We start from the raw sequence: 18,417 nt of genomic DNA, 5'->3' as shown, positions 1-18,417 counted from the left end.
TAATAATTGAGTCGCTGCAAAAAGAGAATTACTTTTTTCATGTCCCAGTAGCTCAGTAGGATAGAGCAACAGTTTCCTAAACTGTAGGTCGGGAGTTCGAATCTCTTCTGGGACGCTTAAAACCTTGATTTTTAATCAAGGTTTTTTATTTGTTAAGATTTTTTCTTATATCTTCCTGCTTCCGCTAATTACTGCTGATAGAAACTACACACCAACTTAGAAGATTTACATGTCAAGGCATCCCCCTTATCACCTCTTTTGGTATTAAAATTACCAGACACACAATAGATCTCGGCACAATAACAACCATGTTTTCCAAATTTATTTTGAGTACAGAAAATCAAGAAACTGTTAGTAAAATGGAACTAAACTAATTTTGGATACGTCTATTATTAGTGAAGACAGATTTTACTCTATTAATATACCAATTATTTGTTTTTGGATTAAATAAGCTTGTTTGTGGTATTTATACACCACAAGCAATTTAGCAAAAGGGGAATTAACATGAAAACCAAAATAAAAGAGTTGCCGTATTTATTATTTTTGCTGGTTATGCCAGTACTTGGCTTAATTTATAAAATCTTGAATAACAACCCCCGAGAGGCTGTCATCCTTTCAACTAATGTTGACGATAAGATACCTTTCCTTCCAGTCTTCATTTTACCCTATATCATTTGGTACGCGTTCATATTAGGTTATCTAATTTATTTTTGGTATAAGGATACTCGAGTTTATTTAAAAACATTGACAATGATTGTAATTGGCGAGTTAGTCTGTTTCATTATTTACTTCTTCTTCCAAACAACCGTTCCTCGACCAAACCTTGTTGGTAACGGAATCCTTATAGACCTTGTCGGCATGATCTACAGCCACGATCAACCATATAACGCTTTCCCAAGCATTCATGTATTAACTACGTTTGCCATCATTCTTGGCAATATCAACATTCGCAATAAGCATATCTTCCATTCGGTCTTCGTACCGGTGATGGGCTCATTGATTATTATCTCTACGCTGTTTGTTAAACAGCATTATATACTTGATATGTTCGCATCAATGTTTTTAACTTCTTTTATATATGGAATAGTCTTCGAGCTATATGAATTTAATGTTACCGAGAAATCCAAAACAGTTTATGTAAAAGATTGAAAAACCCGCTTAAGAGAAAAGAGCTGCGACTGCAGCTCTTTTTTAGTACCTTGAAGTTTTTAAATCGTTATTTTTCTGATTTATCTTCACTTCTCACATCAGGTTTGACTGGATAAAGTTCTTCAGACGCTTCTGTTTGATACTGATAATTTGTATTTCGATATTGCCTTTCTCCATCTTCAAGTACATTCCCTGCAACATATTTATGGAAGAAGTATTCAAACAGAGCAACACCGGCGGCTGATATCAAGGATCAAGAAGCAAACTATCTCCATAAGTTAAACTTTCTCCCAAAATCCAAATGATTATAAAAGCAAGTCCAAAGTCAGCTAATGTTGCGATTGTATTATTCGTTTTTGGCAGCAAGAACAAATCACCAATTACATAAGAAGCTAGCCCAAGAACCAGAGAAATCAAAAAGACTTTCGTAAAAGACACATCATACATCAAGCCAAGAATGACATAAAGTAGTACCAGGCTGGCAAGAAACTTTACAGCTAATGCTCTAAGGTGTTTCATGTCGATTCCTCCATACTTTTAGTATTTTGCGTTATTTTGCTCAATTAGCTTTATTCCATACCTTTTTCTGTAAAACTAACGATATCATCCCAATAAGCAAGACAACGATTATGCTGATGAAAAAGCCCATACGTATGCTCCTTTCCATTATCGTCCCGCTGACTGCAGCAAGTATAAGGGCGATTCCAATGGATGATATGGTCTTTCCCCATGCCTTTAATTCCAGTAATTTCAGAGCTGAAATAATGATAAAAGCCCAATTGAATAAAATCAGGATTCCTGCAGCTGTTGTTATATACTCATAAATTTTACCCGGAAGAACTAAAGCGGTAACGATTGATGCAATTAGCCCGACCACTGCCAAACCAAGCGATGGAAGAGGAAGCTCTTTCATTTTTTCGATTTTCTTGGCGAAGACCTTCGGTGCATCTCCATCTCCGGCAAGCGTAACAAGCAAGGTGGTCACCCCAAATAACGAAGCAGTCATTGTCGAAAAGCCTGCAACGATTATAGCCGCATTGAATACATGAGGAAAAAAATCCAAGTTATATGGATCCAGAGCTGTAACAAAAGGACTTTCTTTATGGTGAAATGCCCCATGAGCAGCCATGATCACAGCAAGCCCCAAAGATAGTACGTAAATAATCACTAATAAAATCAGCATGATGACCCCCGCTTTTGGAGCATCTTCTTTCTTCTTAAGCCTTGTTGCCATCAGACCGATTACTTCTATTCCTCCGTAGGCATAAAATGCATATATCAATGATGACCAGAATCCTTTTAAGCCTTCAGGAAATAGTTTTTGTGTAGATATTGGCACCATCACCTCTTTTGTTTCAAAATTAAACAAGCCAAAAAGAGCCGCAGCAGCGATCAAAATGAACATAATAATGGCTGCCGTTTTTATGACGGCTAATAAATCTTCTACCTTGTCAAATCCCTTATTTCCCGTAAGGACGACACCGATGGAGAGAATTGCATACCCAGTAGCGAAAAGCCATAAAGGTATGTTAGGAAACCAGAATTGCGACAAAATTGAAAGGGCAGTAAGCTGGCTACCCATAATCAAGATATTGGAACTCCAATAATTCCAGCCACAGCTGAACCCGGCCCACTGTCCATAAGCTTTCTTGGCATAATAGCAAAACGAGCCATCCTGGGGGTCTTCTGCTGTCATTTTTGCCAGTAAATTATAAACCACGTACGTGCCGAACGCAGCAAGCATGAAAGAAAATACAATCGAAGGCCCGGTAATTTTAATCCCTATCGCCGATCCCAGGAAGAAACCTGTTCCAATCGTACACCCAACACCAATCAGTGACAATTGCCACCATTTTAAATCTCCTTCATTGGAGCTATTTCCACATCCCGGCTTTGATGATGGCAGAAAAAAATCCATTGTTTTACCCCCTTCCTCACCAAGTATTATCATTCGAGAATCGAATACTTTTTATGTATTAGCCACTCAAGGCATGAAAAAAGCCGCATCCCGGGGAAACGACTTTTTTTCATCCTATTTCTTGCTCTTTTCTGATTCAGAGTCATTACTAAGACCAGTCATCGTGCGATACATCTGTGTGTGCATACTTCCTTGCACAATGTTTTCAAGAAAAAATTCCCCGATGAGCTTCTTATACTCCTCATCTTCAAACATCTTCTTGTTTTGCAGCTCCATTTCAGCCAGTCCTTCGTAGGTAGATATCAATGCGTAAGTGTGATCTTCACCTGAAATTGGCGACAAGAGCTCCACTCTGTGGTCATATTGCTCGTTCCGGAAATTTTGGATTAAACGCAGGTTTTTTATGCCATCCGGAAATTTATCCTGTTTCATTTCAAATGTTTGAACAACAATAACTGACATATCCTATCCCCCTGTAAAATAACGATAGGATTAGATTTTTCCATTGTTAAACAATCTATACATATGCCAGCCAGGTTAATCGTGTTTTAAAGGACCAGTATTCGCAACTGGTCCTTCATCTTATTTTATACAATTAGCTCTATTAATGACCAGTTTTGCAGAATTTTGATTTGTCGGCGTGAACCGGCTCTATTGGTGACCTGTTTTTCCATTATCTTGATTTTTAGGGCGCCAATACTTTTTTTGGTGATTCATTTTACTATAATCACTACTTTTCTATCGCTTCTTATACTTCCCTTCTCATTGCCTGGAGGACATCTACCTTAGTAGCTCGCTGGGCAGGTCGCAGTCCGGATAGAATCGTGACAAGGTAGCAGATGATAAAACTGATGATTGGCAGAGTATATGGGATATGGCTAAATATCAACCTTCTGGCGGTTCTTCACCGAAAGCCTGCTTTATGATCAGCGGCAGTCCGAAATTCACAATAAAACTGATGACATAAGCGACAAGCGTTCCAATCGCTGCACCGATCAGTCCGATATAGCTGCTTTCAAGGAGGAAAATTCTCTTGATTGTCTTTGGATTAGCCCCAATCGCTTTCATAATACCGATGTCGGGAGCCCTTTCGGTAACAGCCATAGTCATTGTGTTATAAATTCCTATCGAAGCAATAATGATTGCGATTGTACCTATAAAAATTAATCCTGCTTTAACAATCGTGAACATGACGTTTACATCTTTGAGTTCATTTATGACCGAATAGGATGGGTAATTATTTTCTTCTAATTGTGCGGTGATGTCTTTAACTGCTTCCATATTTGCCGCGTATATATTGACTTGATCATATTGGTCTGTACCGATATCTGGCAGTTCCATGTCAGGATTGTTTGGATCTTTCATCATTCCGCGTGGAGTACCGGTAAATTCCTCAACCTGCTTAAGAACTCCTTCGGAAACAAATACAATACTATCGTAAACCCAGTCTTTTGTTGGTTTCTTACGGATTCCTACAACCGTCACTTCTAACGGTTCTTTTATCTCCTTGCCGTCTTCAAACTTCATCACATTCATAGTAATTTTCTTGCCAATCAAACCCTCTTTATAGCGGAATTCTTCTTTTATTTGTCCCTTCTCATCATAGAGTTCCTCAGACAATTCTCTATTTGGGCGTAGGTTTTCTACAAAATGGTATCCAACGACAACTTCATTTTCTGCTTTTGGCAGCCTGCCTTCCGAAAGCTCGAGACCTGCTTTGGTTTCAGATGGCATATGAGCAACTACTGCCTGGGCATCGGTCAGGTGGTCGTCCACTTCGAACATATAATGCTGGAGGCTCTTCCGTCTTGTTACAGCTTTGACATCGTCAATTTCTTCAAAGTAGGAAATATCCTCATCCGTCAGCTGTCTGAAGCCATTATTCGGATCCTCTTTTCCAGGGACTTCAATTTCTGTCACAATCCTTCTTTCCAGCGTTTCTTTGACGATCGATTTATGAAGACCAAATCCCACGGAAGCAAGCACAATCAGGAATGCAACGCTCATAGCTGTGGCCAGGATGGTCATGAACAGCCTAGTCCGGTTCTTTTTCATATTTTGTCTGACGAATTGAAATTGATCTTTAAGCCTCATTTGCGAATGCCTCCTCAACAACTTTGCCATCCCTTAATTCAATTGTACGATGACCGATTTTGGCTACCTTGTCATCATGGGTAATGATTAAGAATGTAATGCCAAGCTCTCTGTTTAATTTAGTGATGAATTTGAGTAAATCTTCTTCTGTTTCCGAGTCTAGACTGCCGGTTGGTTCATCAGCAAGAATGATCGGCGGATTTACAATTAGTGCACGGGCGATGCTCACCCTTTGTTGCTGACCTCCTGAAAGTTCGCCAGGATAATGATCCTGATAGTCAGATAACCCGACCATATCAAGGATTTCATTTGTTCGTTTTTTCCGCTCTTCCTCTTTGACTCCCTTTAAGGTTAGAGGCAGTTCTACATTTTGATAGGCTGTCATGCTTGGGATCAATTGAAAGCTTTGAAAAATGAATCCCAGATGCTGAATCCGGAAATCGGCAAACTTTGTTTCGTTTAAAGTAGATGTTTTGATTCCATTGATCGTGATTTCTCCTTCTTTCGGCCTTATAAATCCGCTGACAAGGTTAAGGAGTGTTGATTTTCCTGAACCGCTTCTGCCTACAATGGTTACAATTTCTCCTTTGTTCACTTTGAAAGAAACATCCTTCAACACAGGAATTATCGTTTTTCTCCCTTTTTTGCCGATTTCAAATTCGTGGCTCAAATTGTTGATTGAAATCATCGACGCACCTCTTCTGCAAAATATTTGAATAAATTATATTTTTTACCAATACTTATGCCTAAAAAAATAGGCGATTGGCTAATCGCCCAAATAGAACTATTAGGCTGGGTATTTCTCTGACATAACTTTTTTCAATTGTTTTCGAGCTCTGTGGAGACGTGTTTTCACTGTGCCTGATTTAATATTCAATTTGCAGGCGATTTCATCCTCTTTTAACCCGTATTGGAATCTCAATACTAATACTTGCTGGTACTCACTCGTCAGCAAGTACAGCATATGTTGAATTTCTTCTTTAAACAGGATGATCTCGACTTCCTTTTCTAGCGATTGTTTGTTATCATAATCACTGAAAATTTGTTCCATAATACTCTGGTCAGATGGAAGCCATTTTCTTCTTTTCTCTGCCCGCAAATAATCAATTGCAGTCCTTGCCGCGATTGCTGCTAACCATGAACCGATTTTATGCGTATCTATGATGGTATCTGCCTTTTTATATGCCTTTATGAAAGTCTCCTGGACTACATCTTCTGCAAGATGTCTGTCTTTTGTAATGCTGAAAGCAATTTGACAAAGCTTTTTCCCATGGGTTCTATAAAGCTCGTCAAAATCAATCTTAGCCATATCCATCCCCCTTGCCCTGCTACTAACTTTTGTAAGCTGTATTCCTTTCAATCTCTGTCTATTGTTATTACTTAAAATGCTCCTTGATAAAGCTGGTACATCTTTATCACTAAATGTACGAATCTCTTTGTGATTCCCTGCTTTGTAAACGAAAATAGCAGTATACGGCGCTTCATTAAACCATCCATAACCTGCGTCTCAATCGCTGAGAGCACTTGGTCATGTTCACTCAGTTTAAGGGCTTGTTTATCGTTCATAATACGATTAATTATTTCTTCTTCTGGGTATTCCTTAAATTGTTCCTGTTCTATAGAATCATTTGTTACGACAATATAGTCTATATCATCAGGTGTCACAATTGCCTCTTTCAGTCTATCGTTTTCCTCCAGCCATCCCAGGAAGCTTTTGTATGACCGCTTTAACTCAATATGGTCGTAATCGTTTATGCCTGACATAATTTCAATCGATGATGTGTTGCCTTTAGAATAATAATCAATGGAAAAAGGTTCTTGCTCAATTTCCTTTTTCAGAATTGCAATAGCCTGGTTAATTTTCTCCTCATCAGTAATCGTCAACGGGCTATCAGTTATGTGTTTATTTATTCTAATAGAGGTAATTTCATCGGTATTCATTTTAAAAATAGGCTGGTGAGCATGCTTATACTCGAGTGATTCAAAAATCTCTCTCATTTGGGGCTCGTAATCGAATCGATCGATGGTATACTGGCGAACCAATTTATCTCCATTTTTCAATTCATAGATAAAGAGAGCAAATTCCTGTGATTCCATTCCTTGTTCATTCATTTTTTCACTATTGATGATACTTTCATGGAACTTTCGCACAGCTTCAATATTTTCTTGCTCGTATAGTGGTTTTCGAGCAAGTCGATCATCCGGGTCCATATAAATGTGATTTGCGTAGGTTACACTTCTAATCTCATCAAGTGCAGGCACCATTTTTTCGTATGGAGCAAATGCTTGAGTGATGAGGACCAAGACCGCCATCGCAATAGCAAAGTATCCAAGGCCTTTTAATTTCCCAAAAACCCTCCATGATTTCTGAAGAACCATTTCGGCAGCGAAGTATCCGATTATCCCCCCAGCTGTGTAGCCGAATATCAGCCAGCCAAATTTATTCTGCATTGCATCGAAATACATGCCACCGAGAAGCATCATGCAGAAAGCAACTCCGTATTTAAAGACAACTTTTAAACTATTAAAAGCAATTGCCTCTGACGCTGCTTCTATTTTCCTTTTTTTATAGATAAATAGTGACAGGACATATGAGACCAACACAAAGACTGAATACAAGAGAACTGCCTTCACAGATATTGACTGGCCCTCTAAAATGGTCAAGTGTGAAATAGGTGAAAGATATTCTATATTCCTGATCTGATAATAATCACTAGGAAACCCATACAACATAAGTCCAAGATTATAGATAATCAGCAGAGTGAACCCTGCCGGAAACAGAAGCATGATATATGTCAAGACGCCCTGGACCACCGAAATTCCTGTTACCATTGCTACAAAAACTCCTGACAGGTAAAAGACAGCGTTAAATATCACGACGATTCCTGTCCATCTGAAAATGTCCTGCAGCTCAAAATATAGGTTCAAATCATACACACTGTGAATAATCGCAGTGGTCAGCCCAATCAAGATGACTGGAATAATCAGAAACACAAAGCCTGTCATTGTATAGAAGTGGAAAATCTGCTCCCGTTTCAATGGCAGACTATGGATTAAATCTGCTGCCTGCTTCACATGCAGAAAGCGATAAAGAAAGATTGCCATAACAACTGGTACTGTAATAAACATGATGAACTGTATCGCAAAATTGAAATCAAACAATCTTTCCACCGGCATGAAATCGCGGTAGTTTTCACCGGAATACAGCATCATGATTCTTAATGGTATCGCGAAAAATAAAGCCAGGAAGTAAATGACGGATATCCAGCCGACGTTTCTTCCAACTTGGAGTACCATTTCTTTGTTAAACAATGACATTTTTGATTGCATAGCCGATATCCCCCATTTCATATATAAAAATCTCCTCTAATGTCAATGGGAGGATATCAAAAATAACAGGATCGGTCTGATTGATAACATTCTCGATTTCATCCTCTTTTCCCCTGATAATACATACCATGACACTTCCCCTTCTTTCGCAGTGAAGCATTGCCAGTTGATTTTCAAGGTGCTTCGGAGTTTCTCCCTTATAAGCTACCTGAACCTTATGTATATCAGATTTGAGGTCATCAAGGTCTTTTTCCAGTAGGAGTGATCCATGATGCAAAATCCCAATATGGTCGCAAATATCTTCAATTTCCCGCAAGTTATGGGAAGATATCAAAATAGTCATTTCCCTGTCCGCGACATCCTGAATCAGCAGATTTTTCACCTTTTGCCTTGCCACCGGATCCAATCCATCCATAGGCTCATCAAGGATCAATATCTCCGGCATCGTCGATAAGGCGAGCCAGAATGCAGCTTGTCTTTGAATCCCCTTTGAAAAGGTATGTAATTTTTTATTCATGCTGAAGCCGAATACATCGGATAATTTCATAAATCTAGCTTCATTCCATGAAGGATAAATGCTTTGATAGAACTTCGCCATCTGCTTGACTGTATACTGAGGAAAAAAATATGGCTGATCAGATATGTAAAAGATCTTCTCTTTTAAGGCTTGGTTTTCAAAAATCGCCGAACCATCCAAAAGCACCTTCCCAGAATCCTGTTTATAAATTCCAGCAAGCAATTTAATGATGGTTGTCTTACCTGCACCATTGGATCCAATCAACCCGTATATTGAGCCTTTATTTATAGTCATATTGACGTTTACTACAGCCTCGTGTTTTTCAAATGTTTTATTTATCTCGATCATCTGAATCATCTTGCCCGCTTCCCCCTTTCAAACCATCAATGTTCCCAATCATCTCATGCAAATCTTCCACAGTAATGCCAAGATACATTGCTTCCTGCAGCAGTTTTTCCAAATCCCTCTTCACCTGCAGTATTTTATCTGCATCCTTGCCAGGTTCCATCGCATTGACAAAGCTCCCCTTGCCTTTTAATGAATATATGAATCCCTGTACCTCAAGCTCTCTATATGCCTTTTGAATTGTATTTGGGTTTATCGTCAATTGCTGTGCCATCTGACGCACGGAAGGCAATTGTTCATCAGGTTTGAGCACTTCATTAATGATCAGCTCTTTCATCTTATCTACCAGCTGCTCGTATATCGGTTTTCGGCTCCTCAGGTCAAGCTCAAACATAATGACCCCCTATCTGTACTAAGTGTACTATTATTATTAATACAGTTAAATTATATGCCAACCACTTCCAAAAAGATAGGGGATAATTTCTTAATAATTTCTTAAGAAAAATTAAGAAATCGATGTTTAATTCATAACGATGGATAGATTATTAATTGTTAAATTATCTATTTAGTGTAATTTTACATAATAATCAGAAATCTTCACAAGGCTTTAACAGAAAAATTTTTCGACAGAATAACAAGCGCAAGCACTACACTAGGGAGCTAAAGCCCTTCCAATAAACACCAACTAATCCGCAATACATTAAACAACTCCTGCTTATCCATAATAAAACGGGAGGTGAGGAAGTTGAAATGGTTATTGGCAATTGGACTTATTCTTTCTGGCAGTACAGCAGATAATCATGATGAAATAGATTTAGTTTGGGATGATGAATCAATTGTAGAAGTTCAGCGATCAGACTTTTCGATTCCCTGGTTTGGGTATCCAATTCTTAACCACACGATGCTGGAAACATTAAATAAACAGATGTCTCTCCAGATTAAAAAGGAACCCACGAATGCAGGTTTGGATGATTACGGGAAGATCATACCAGAAGAGGTGGGATACATCCTTGATGAGAAGAAATTCAAAAAAAAATTCACCGCAAGTTTTTTTGAAAAACACCATTCACGATTACAAGTTCCTACCTTACCTGTATATCCGAAGGTAGACAGCGAAATCATCGCCAATATTCGAACAAATCTAATTGGCCATTACATAACGTATTTCAATAGCAAGAACCAGGAACGGACCCACAACATTAACCTTGCCGCAGAAGCGATCAATAACCATGTTGTTTTTCCCGGGGAAACCTTCTCCTTCAATAAAGTTGTCGGCAAACGTACCGCCTCACGCGGTTATCAGCCAGCACCCATAATTGTTAGAGGAGAATTATCAGAGGGTATTGGCGGAGGTATATGCCAGGTATCATCAACACTTTTTAATGCAGCTGATCGCTCTGGCATGAAGATACTCGAGCGATATTCTCACAGCAAGCAGGTTCCCTACGTTCCACCTGGAAGGGATGCAACTGTCAGTTGGTATGGGCCTGATTTCACATTCAAAAACAAATACAACCAGCCCATTCTGATCCGGGCCAAAACTTATCCTGGAAAAATGATTGTAATGATTTATTCCTCTGATGAAATCAACATCGAAAAGCGTAAAGTTCCAAGTTCAGACAGCAGTATTATAATTCCAGAAGAAGCCATATAAATATAAAAGGAGTCATTGCTAAGCAATGATTCCTTTTATATTTTTCAGGAAAACCTTTACATTGCAGTAATAATTTACGTACACTATTGGTAATAGATGGTTTTTATATAAATATATTTTCATAGGATGTGAGCTGCTTGCCTAAAAAAAGGAATACAACACCAATAAGGGTCAATATTCTGTTCTTTTCAGTCTTCATTCTCTTTTCATTGCTGGTCCTCCGCCTCGGCATTGTTCAGATAGTCCACGGCGAAGACTATAAACGCGAAATTAATCGCAAGGAAGATGTGACAGTCAATAACCCTGTCCCGCGAGGAAAGATGCTGGACAGGAATCATAAGGTTATCGTCGACAACAAACCACTGAATGCTATTACATATACGAATGAAGGTGCTTCCCAGAAGGAAATGCTTCAAGTAGCTGCAAAGCTAGCCAAAATCATTGAGAAAGATACAGATAAAGTCCGAGAGAGGGATATGAAGGATTTCTGGATGATCAAGCATCCAGAAGAAGCAAAAAAACTTATAAAAGATAAAGAGATGGAGCTTTTCAGAAATAAAAAGCTGAAAAATAAAGATTTATATAAACTACAGCTTGAGAGAGTTACAAAAAATCACCTTAGTCAACTAACTGAGCAGGATATTGAAGAGCTTGCAATTTTCAGCATCATGAACAGCGGCTATAAATTCGTTCCGCAAATCATTAAAAATGAAGGTGTCACACAGGAAGAATATGCGCTAGTCAATGAAAATCTGTCACTGCTTCCTGGTGTTAATGCTGGTACAGACTGGGACCGGGAATATAAGTATGAAGAAGCATTCAAGCCTGTACTAGGAAGAATTACAACAAGCAGTGAAGGTCTTCCTGCTGAACGACTTGATTATTACATGTCCAGGGGTTATACACGTAATGACCGCGTTGGGAAAAGCAATCTCGAACTTGAATATGAGGATGTTCTTCAGGGTAAAAAAGAAAAAATTGTGAATGTGACTGATAAAGCCGGCGAACTTCTCGAAAAGGAATTAGTTTCAGAAGGCCAGCGTGGAAAAGACTTAGTCCTGAGTATTGATATGGATCTCCAGCTTGCTGTCGAGGAAATTGTTGAGAAGGAACTATGGGCTGCCAAACGGTCTCCGGGCACAGGGCTCCTGGATAGTGCCTACGTTGTTTTAATGGATCCCAACACTGGTGAAGTATTGACTATGGCAGGAAAAAGAATTGTAAAAGACAAGAAAACAAAAGAAGTTTATATGGAAGATGACGCACTTGGCAATATACTTAAAACCTTTAACGTCGGCTCTGTCGTCAAAGGGGCAACGATTTTTACCGGCTATAAAACAAGTGCAATCAATTCAACTACTAAATTCGATGATAGAGCTCTTGATATAAAAGGCACACCTATAAAAAAATCATATGCTTACTTGGGAAGGCCTAATGATATAGAGGCTTTGAAGTTGTCCTCCAATGTGTATATGTTCCATACCGCAATCAGAATTGGGAATGGTGTCTATCGTTATCAGCAACCATTAAACCTTGATCCGAAAGTTTGGGATACAATCCGTAATTCCTTCGCCTCATTCGGCTTGGCATCCGTACAGGAATTGATCTACCAAATGAACAAACCGGTGCAAAGGGAGCAAATTATCCGGTTGGTAAAGTACTTGATTTAGTTATCGGCCAATATGACACGTATTCGAATATGCAGCTTGCCCAGTATATCTCTACGATTGCCAACGGAGGATATCGAATGCAGCCAAAAATAGTAAAGGAAATACGTGAACCAGCCATGAATGGCGAAGAACTGGGACCTATCTATAAATCCTTTTCTCCAAATGTACTCAATGATATTGGCGGGAAAGACCAGTGGCTTGAACGTGTCCATATTGGCTTTAAAAAAGTAATGCAGGAACCAGGTGGTACAGCTTATCGATATTTCAGCACCGCAACCTACTCGCCTGCTGGGAAAACTGGTACTGCAGAGGCTTTCTACGATGGGCAATATCGAGTAAAAGGAGACGCACAAATAGATACAATGAATCTTAGCCTTGTTGGCTATGCACCTTCCGACAATCCAGAAATCGCCATGGCTGTGATAGTACCTGGGCTTACCAGGGCAGTGTTGACCACGGTGCTAACAAAAAGATTGGCCGTGCTGTTATGGATGCATACTTCAACATGAAAAATGGAATTGAGCAAACCAATGATAAAACAGAAGAATAAGAGACAGTTTCTATAGTCTTTATGTTTTCTCAGCTAAAGAAAAACTTCCGCTATAATGCCGAAAACAAAGAAAAAGCTGCGCCATCTGGCACAGCTTTTCTTAGTTCTTACTACAATTCTTTTGCAAGAGAAGGCTTATTCATTTCAAGGCTTTCAAATGCAGCGCCAATCTTTTCTTCACCCTGTGCGAATTTTTCATCCGCAGCATCAAAAGCTGGTGTATCTTTCTTTAGCTCTTCTGCTTTCATTTTATATGCTTCAGCAATATCTTTAAGAGCAGTTTCCAGGTCCGCTTTTTGGTCCTTTAAATCGGCTGGTACTTCAAGACCTTCTACCTTAGACGCAACAGCGGCTGCTGATTCACTCGCGGCTGCTTTTTCTTCAGGTGTCGGCTCCTCTGCTCCCTCGTATGCATTTAAATCAGCATCAGCCTCGTTGATCGTGCTAACAATGCTCATGTAAAATTTATACATTACACTCTTTGGGTTTGCAGCAGGTTTTACAGCTTCCTCTGATTCTTTCTTTTCAGGTTGTGCTTCTTCTTTTTCCGCTGAGCATGCAGTCAACCCGATAGCGAATGTAATCGCTGAAAGTAAAGTCCAAAACTTCTTCATATTTCTTCTCCCCTTCAATCTGTATATCGCTATATGCGAAACCTGAATTTCACACAGCTTTTTCATTATAAAAGGATTATTTAACAAATACAAATTTTTTTGGCCGACTTTATTAAAAAATCCCCAATTGCCAAAAAGCAATAACGAACTACTTCTTCACCACTTTAGCATAGTAATGATTTCATTTTTTTCTTTATTGAATTCAGACGCCTTTCTAAATCCCATGTTTTCATAAAGCTTAATTGCCCTTTTATTAAATTTCGCGACAGTCAGACTATAAGGAGCGTAATAATTAAACCACTCAGTTCATTTAGAACAAATGAGAAGAATACTTAACCCATTTCCCTTTCCAGTTAATTCAGGGTGCATTCCTACTCCAATATCAATTGCTGGTTCGGCATATGCACCTATCTCCTTTTTACTATTTTGTCATTTTATCGTAATAATAGGTTTAACAATTTCCACTGTGGGAATATAAATAATAACAAAACAAAAACAATTAATGACAGGAGCGATTACATAATGATTACTACATTCGCATTACTTGGAGGAGCTTTCGCAATCGCCGCTGGTTTAAATTTCTTCGCAGTAAATGAAAATGCATTTATAGATGACGAAGCAACTAACTAAAGAGACGCTGTCCGCAGCGTCTCTTTTTCTGTGAATTTGAACATTTTTTTGTATTTTTGTTCAGGCGCAGGAAATACTAGAATTGAAGAGAATTAGTTAAGCATAAGCGTCTAGCCTCATATCTATTAAGGAGGTACAGAAAAATGCAGACACCAGATATATTATCAGGTGAGCAGGTTATATTATGCAAAATTAAAGAACAGGATTTGGACACATGGTGGGGCTTGATCCACAATGACGAACATCCTGAATGGAAGAAGTGGGATGCACCTTACTATCCTCTAAGGCGAGAAAGCCTTGAAAAGTTTAAAGAACAAATGACGAACCTCATCCATCAGGGATATGACAGAAAGTACCTTATTAAAGTAAACGATGAAATTATCGGAATGGTGACATATTACTGGGAACACGAATCTTCACAATGGCTGGAAATTGGGATTGTCATTTATCTCCCGGAATATTGGAATGGCGGGTATGGTACAGATGCATTAAAAGTATGGATTGCACACCTATTTGGAACTTTCCCAATTCCAAGAATCGGCTTCACAACCTGGTCCGGCAATTCCAGGATGCTTACGGTCGGTAAAAAACTGGGAATGGTCGAAGAGGCTCGAATCAGGAAATGCCGGCTCTATAACGGGAAATACTATGATTCAATAAAAATGGGATTATTAAGGGATGAATGGGAAGCTCAGCAACATTCCTGACTCTCTTCTGGATAAAGCACTATAAGATATAAAAACGGGCTAAAAACGATTGTGACTCCATCATTTTTAGCCTGTTTATTCATTTAACCCAGAATGCCAAAACTATTAGATTAAAGTATTCTGGACATATAGAATTCATCTTTATATTGACCATCGACTAGCAACGAATCCTTCTTGGTTCCTTCTATATTGAAGCCCATCTTCTTGTATAATGCGATACCTGCCTTGTTTTCTGTCATCACTGTTAATTCCAGCCTGTGAATCCCAACTTCATTCCCCCAACTAAATATCTCTTGAAAAAGTCTTGTGCCTATACCGTTGCCGCGAAAACCTTCCTTTATTCCGATAACAAGATAAGCTGTATGCTTGTTTCGGCTTGCACTTCCTCCTTTTGCAATTAAATAGCCTGCCAGTCCACTGTCAGATTCAGCCAAGAAAATATTTGAGTTTTCTTCAGCCCTAAGAGTCTGAATCATTTTCCTTTGAGCATCAAGATTGAATTTCCTTTCACCAGGACCAAAAAGCATGAAATTCGTGGTACTTTCAACCTCTTGAATAAGTTTCGCAAAATTCTCTGTATCTCGTTCTTCAGCTTGTCGTATTTTCATTGAAGATCTCCTCACCATCATTCATTATGTAGTCTCTTTTATACATTCAAAAAACAGAGGGAAAATCCTCTGTTTTAGGAGAAAATGCTCTTTATGCTTTCAATTAGTTCTTTAAAAAAGTTTGAGACTGATTCTAGGAAGCCTTTGTCTCCTACTGCCTCCTCGATTCTCTTCTGGATATCTGTAGAAAGGTTTTCTAACTGTGTTTTAACATTGTCAAAATTAATGTTCAAATCGCGCATTTTGTTGAACAAGTCAACAAGAAGCTGCCTGTCTTCAGGACTAAGCTGTATTTCAAGGGATTTTAATTTTTCATCAATAATTTTTTCGATTTCTTCTTTTGTTGCTGGGTTTTGAGCAGCAATCTCTTTTTTAATTTCTGTCAGGAGCTCACTCACTTTATCCTGGTCAAGCCCCTCTTTTTTTGCCAGTCTTGTCGCCAGGTTCAGTTCCTGGTTCGCAACTTCGGTTCGATCCTTATCCAGGGCTGTTCCTTCACCTTCATCATAAGCCTTATAGATTCCTACAAGAGCTGAGTGTCCGGTTACCTTGACTGGTGAAACGACATCTACAACAGCATCCTCAATTCCTGCTGTCAAAAGCGCGTTGGCGTACATTTCATCCGTTACTTCCGTTATATTTTCTGGAGTGACCTGGTTGATCACCAGTCCTTCACCGGTATCCTTCCTGGTGATCTTGGCAGATGAATACATATTGGAATGTTCATCGCGTCGATATAGGTTACTAGATCTTTTCCTGTTACAATAATTTCCTTAACTTTGGAAGGATCTTTGATTCCCAGCAGATTCCGGACTTCATCTTTTTGCTTATCTGAAAGTGCTTCACCATAAACTACAATTGGTAGTCCGTATTTCTCATTTATGACATCCTCATCATTGTCATTTGAAGCAAATGCAGAAACAGTATAAATACCCAAAGCGAAAACAAACAGGCTAAATAAAACAGAGATTTTCATCAAGTGTTTAACTTTCATCAATTGTTTCTCCTTTATCACTTTTTTTACCTACTTACCCTTCTTACAGAATTTAGAACCTGATGAAGGTTTACATACTAATACGAATACTTTCGCTAAAAAGTTTCAACAAACTAGAAAGGCAGCCGAAAAGGTATAAGGAGTTTCGCTCCCTAATATGGCCTTAAAACCATATTACTTCATTTCAAATATTTCATTCTCATTCAAAAATCGAAGGGTCTCTGTTGATGAACCTCCACTGCCAAAACCATTATTGTAGGGATAAGAAGGATACTCGTTTAAGCCGTCAGTTGATGTCGCTTGCCAGCCAAAATAGTATTGAGATGGCGAAAAAAAGTCAGCAAAAAAAGAGTCAGGTATCATTGCTGCCATCAGTTTATTTTCTGCTTCCATATACTTTTGCCAGTCTGAAGGAACTAAAGTATAACCATATGAATTCTCCCCAGCCTCTTCCCTGTAATCCATTTGAATGCCAGGCTCATACTGTTGCTTTCCCTCAGTGACGGAAAACCCACGTTCTTTAATCAAAAAAAACGTTAAATAATCCAAATTATTCTCCGGATGAAAATTCCACATAATATAATATGATGACGGGTCATCAGAATCTATCTTCCAGATTTGCGGCATATTCCCGATAGAAAAGCTCGATAATTGCCACTCATGCATTTTCCACTCCCAAAAGCTTATACCATGGCCTTCTTCTTCTGTAATAAAAGGAATATACACATGCTTATCATCAAGATAAATCGTGTCCTGTATTTCCGATATTTCAACTTTATTATATGGATCACTCAACTTCGCCTCTATTTTCTCATGGTCTGGAAAAGTTGCTGGAGGAGCTAAATAATCCCAATAAAAAATTCCGCCTGCAATAAGAATAATGATAAGTAAAAGAGACACGAGCACCTTTTTCCGCATGAAGTTACTCCCCCTTCTTCAGCAAAGTTTTTTCAGCACGAAAGTATACTTGCTTTTCGCCTGTTGAAATCAAGATCCCTTTTCCATCTTGTTCAACAAAAATCATTGGATCGATACCGCTCCCCCATTTTGCTTCAGTTCCTGCAAGTTGATATGGGAACCTTTCTTCCGCTTTTGCAGGTTCAACCCCTGACTCAAAGGCTTCGTAGTACCATTTTTCACTATAAACAGGCTCTTCCTTGATACTGTCCAATTGAATGATTAGAGAATCCCTGTCTAATATCTTCTTGTCAGCAGAGGGATGCGTTTGAATGATCTTTCCATTAATGATATCAGAAAGATAGGTTGATATATCATTGGCAGGAAATATAGCCGAATGGATTAGTGGATTGATTAGCGAAACCGTTAAAAAGATAAAATTGGCAAAGAAACCTAACCAGGCATATTTCCGATACCTGTCCCAGCTTATGCCTTCATTTTTCCGTGAATAAATCCCATATAAAATCCATACACCCAGAGGAAGAATGGCTAGTTTTATCTGCTGGTCCATATATGGCAGGTTAATAGAGAAAGAGAATAAGCCAACTAAAATGACAATTATCAGCTTCCATATTATTGGTTTTAGATCCTGCTTACTATAGATACGTCTTGCCAGAATGAAAATAGAACCCCATGCCACTAGATTCAAAACAATCTCTGGAGCGTTCATACATTCACCT

At 38.8% G+C, this 18,417-nt stretch carries 16 protein-coding genes, 1 tRNA gene and 3 pseudogenes; 5 read left to right on the top strand and 15 right to left on the bottom strand.

Translation table 11 applies throughout. From position 1 onward, the window contains the following. The first annotated feature begins 41 nt into the window (after window positions 1–41). Window positions 42–115, top strand: a tRNA-Arg gene (locus tag JCM21738_RS06630). 389 nt (window positions 116–504) lie between these two features. Continuing rightward, the gene (locus JCM21738_RS06625) at window positions 505–1,149 is read left to right on the top strand and encodes a phosphatase PAP2 family protein (RefSeq protein WP_023614087.1); all 645 of its coding nucleotides are present in this window, start codon (window positions 505–507) and stop codon (window positions 1,147–1,149) included. Window positions 1,150–1,327: 178 nt separating this feature from the next. Here the strand turns inward: JCM21738_RS06625 and JCM21738_RS27160 are convergent. From JCM21738_RS27160 to JCM21738_RS06580, 10 genes and pseudogenes are all read right to left on the bottom strand, one after another. Beyond that, window positions 1,328–1,399, bottom strand: a pseudogene (locus JCM21738_RS27160) (YndM family protein); the annotation flags it as partial. Further along, a complete protein-coding gene (locus JCM21738_RS27155) occupies window positions 1,396–1,668 on the bottom strand; it encodes a DUF2512 family protein (RefSeq protein ID WP_023614085.1) in 273 nt (90 codons plus the stop codon). The pseudogene JCM21738_RS27160 and the gene JCM21738_RS27155, both read right to left, overlap by 4 nt. 40 nt (window positions 1,669–1,708) lie before the next feature. Then, on the bottom strand, window positions 1,709–3,067 hold the full coding sequence (locus tag JCM21738_RS06615) for an amino acid permease (RefSeq protein WP_023614084.1): 1,359 nt from the start codon (window positions 3,065–3,067) through the stop codon (window positions 1,709–1,711). A 114-nt stretch (window positions 3,068–3,181) separates the two neighbouring features. Beyond that, on the bottom strand, window positions 3,182–3,529 hold the full coding sequence (locus tag JCM21738_RS06610) for a hypothetical protein (RefSeq protein WP_023614083.1): 348 nt from the start codon (window positions 3,527–3,529) through the stop codon (window positions 3,182–3,184). 423 nt (window positions 3,530–3,952) lie between these two features. Next, window positions 3,953–5,161 (bottom strand): ABC transporter permease, encoded by a 1,209-nt coding sequence (locus JCM21738_RS06605; protein WP_369385663.1) that lies wholly within the window; start codon window positions 5,159–5,161, stop codon window positions 3,953–3,955. Next, window positions 5,151–5,849, bottom strand: a complete 699-nt coding sequence (locus JCM21738_RS06600) for an ABC transporter ATP-binding protein (protein WP_023614081.1) — start codon at window positions 5,847–5,849, stop codon at window positions 5,151–5,153. Before JCM21738_RS06600 ends, JCM21738_RS06605 begins: the two co-directional genes overlap by 11 nt. Window positions 5,850–5,948: 99 nt before the next feature. Next, the gene (locus JCM21738_RS06595; protein WP_023614080.1) at window positions 5,949–6,470 is read right to left on the bottom strand and encodes an RNA polymerase sigma factor; all 522 of its coding nucleotides are present in this window, start codon (window positions 6,468–6,470) and stop codon (window positions 5,949–5,951) included. Window positions 6,471–6,541: 71 nt separating this feature from the next. Further along, window positions 6,542–8,491 carry a DUF6449 domain-containing protein gene (locus JCM21738_RS06590; RefSeq protein ID WP_052019593.1) on the bottom strand — a complete coding sequence of 650 codons (1,950 nt, stop codon included), beginning with the start codon at window positions 8,489–8,491 and terminating at the stop codon, window positions 6,542–6,544. Then, window positions 8,466–9,365: an ABC transporter ATP-binding protein gene (locus JCM21738_RS06585; RefSeq protein WP_023614078.1), complete on the bottom strand. Its 900-nt coding sequence runs from the start codon at window positions 9,363–9,365 to the stop codon at window positions 8,466–8,468. The genes JCM21738_RS06590 and JCM21738_RS06585 overlap by 26 nt, the downstream gene beginning before the upstream one ends. Next, the gene (locus JCM21738_RS06580) at window positions 9,340–9,747 is read right to left on the bottom strand and encodes a GntR family transcriptional regulator (RefSeq protein WP_023614077.1); all 408 of its coding nucleotides are present in this window, start codon (window positions 9,745–9,747) and stop codon (window positions 9,340–9,342) included. Before JCM21738_RS06580 ends, JCM21738_RS06585 begins: the two co-directional genes overlap by 26 nt. 351 nt (window positions 9,748–10,098) lie before the next feature. Here JCM21738_RS06580 and JCM21738_RS06575 point away from each other — a divergent pair, with 351 nt between their 5' ends. Continuing rightward, entirely contained in the window at window positions 10,099–11,007 is a 909-nt protein-coding gene (locus tag JCM21738_RS06575; RefSeq protein WP_023614076.1) for a VanW family protein, read from the top strand. Window positions 11,008–11,135: 128 nt separating this feature from the next. After that, window positions 11,136–13,227, top strand: a pseudogene (locus tag JCM21738_RS06570) (peptidoglycan D,D-transpeptidase FtsI family protein). 110 nt (window positions 13,228–13,337) lie between these two features. On the opposite strand, the gene JCM21738_RS06565 reads toward JCM21738_RS06570, so the two are convergent. Next, a complete protein-coding gene (locus JCM21738_RS06565; protein ID WP_023614074.1) occupies window positions 13,338–13,841 on the bottom strand; it encodes a hypothetical protein in 504 nt (167 codons plus the stop codon). A gap of 773 nt (window positions 13,842–14,614) precedes the next feature. On the opposite strand from JCM21738_RS06565, the gene JCM21738_RS06560 reads away from it, so the two are divergent. Then, a complete protein-coding gene (locus JCM21738_RS06560) occupies window positions 14,615–15,178 on the top strand; it encodes a GNAT family N-acetyltransferase (protein ID WP_023614072.1) in 564 nt (187 codons plus the stop codon). 110 nt (window positions 15,179–15,288) lie between these two features. Here JCM21738_RS06560 and JCM21738_RS06555 read toward each other — a convergent pair whose 3' ends face one another. The 4 genes and pseudogenes from JCM21738_RS06555 to JCM21738_RS06540 form a co-directional block, all read right to left on the bottom strand. Further along, a complete protein-coding gene (locus JCM21738_RS06555) occupies window positions 15,289–15,786 on the bottom strand; it encodes a GNAT family N-acetyltransferase (protein ID WP_023614071.1) in 498 nt (165 codons plus the stop codon). Window positions 15,787–15,860: 74 nt separating this feature from the next. Beyond that, window positions 15,861–16,762 (bottom strand): annotated as a pseudogene (locus tag JCM21738_RS06550) (DUF1002 domain-containing protein). A 192-nt stretch (window positions 16,763–16,954) separates the two neighbouring features. Next, a complete protein-coding gene (locus JCM21738_RS06545; RefSeq protein ID WP_023614069.1) occupies window positions 16,955–17,698 on the bottom strand; it encodes a hypothetical protein in 744 nt (247 codons plus the stop codon). Between the two features lie 4 nt (window positions 17,699–17,702). Next, the gene (locus JCM21738_RS06540) at window positions 17,703–18,407 is read right to left on the bottom strand and encodes a hypothetical protein (protein ID WP_023614068.1); all 705 of its coding nucleotides are present in this window, start codon (window positions 18,405–18,407) and stop codon (window positions 17,703–17,705) included. Window positions 18,408–18,417: the final 10 nt, after the last annotated feature.

This window comes from Mesobacillus boroniphilus JCM 21738, from assembly GCF_000517385.1.
Lineage (GTDB): Bacteria > Bacillota > Bacilli > Bacillales > Cytobacillaceae > Mesobacillus > Mesobacillus boroniphilus.
This window is presented reverse-complemented; position numbering and strand designations above follow the sequence as displayed.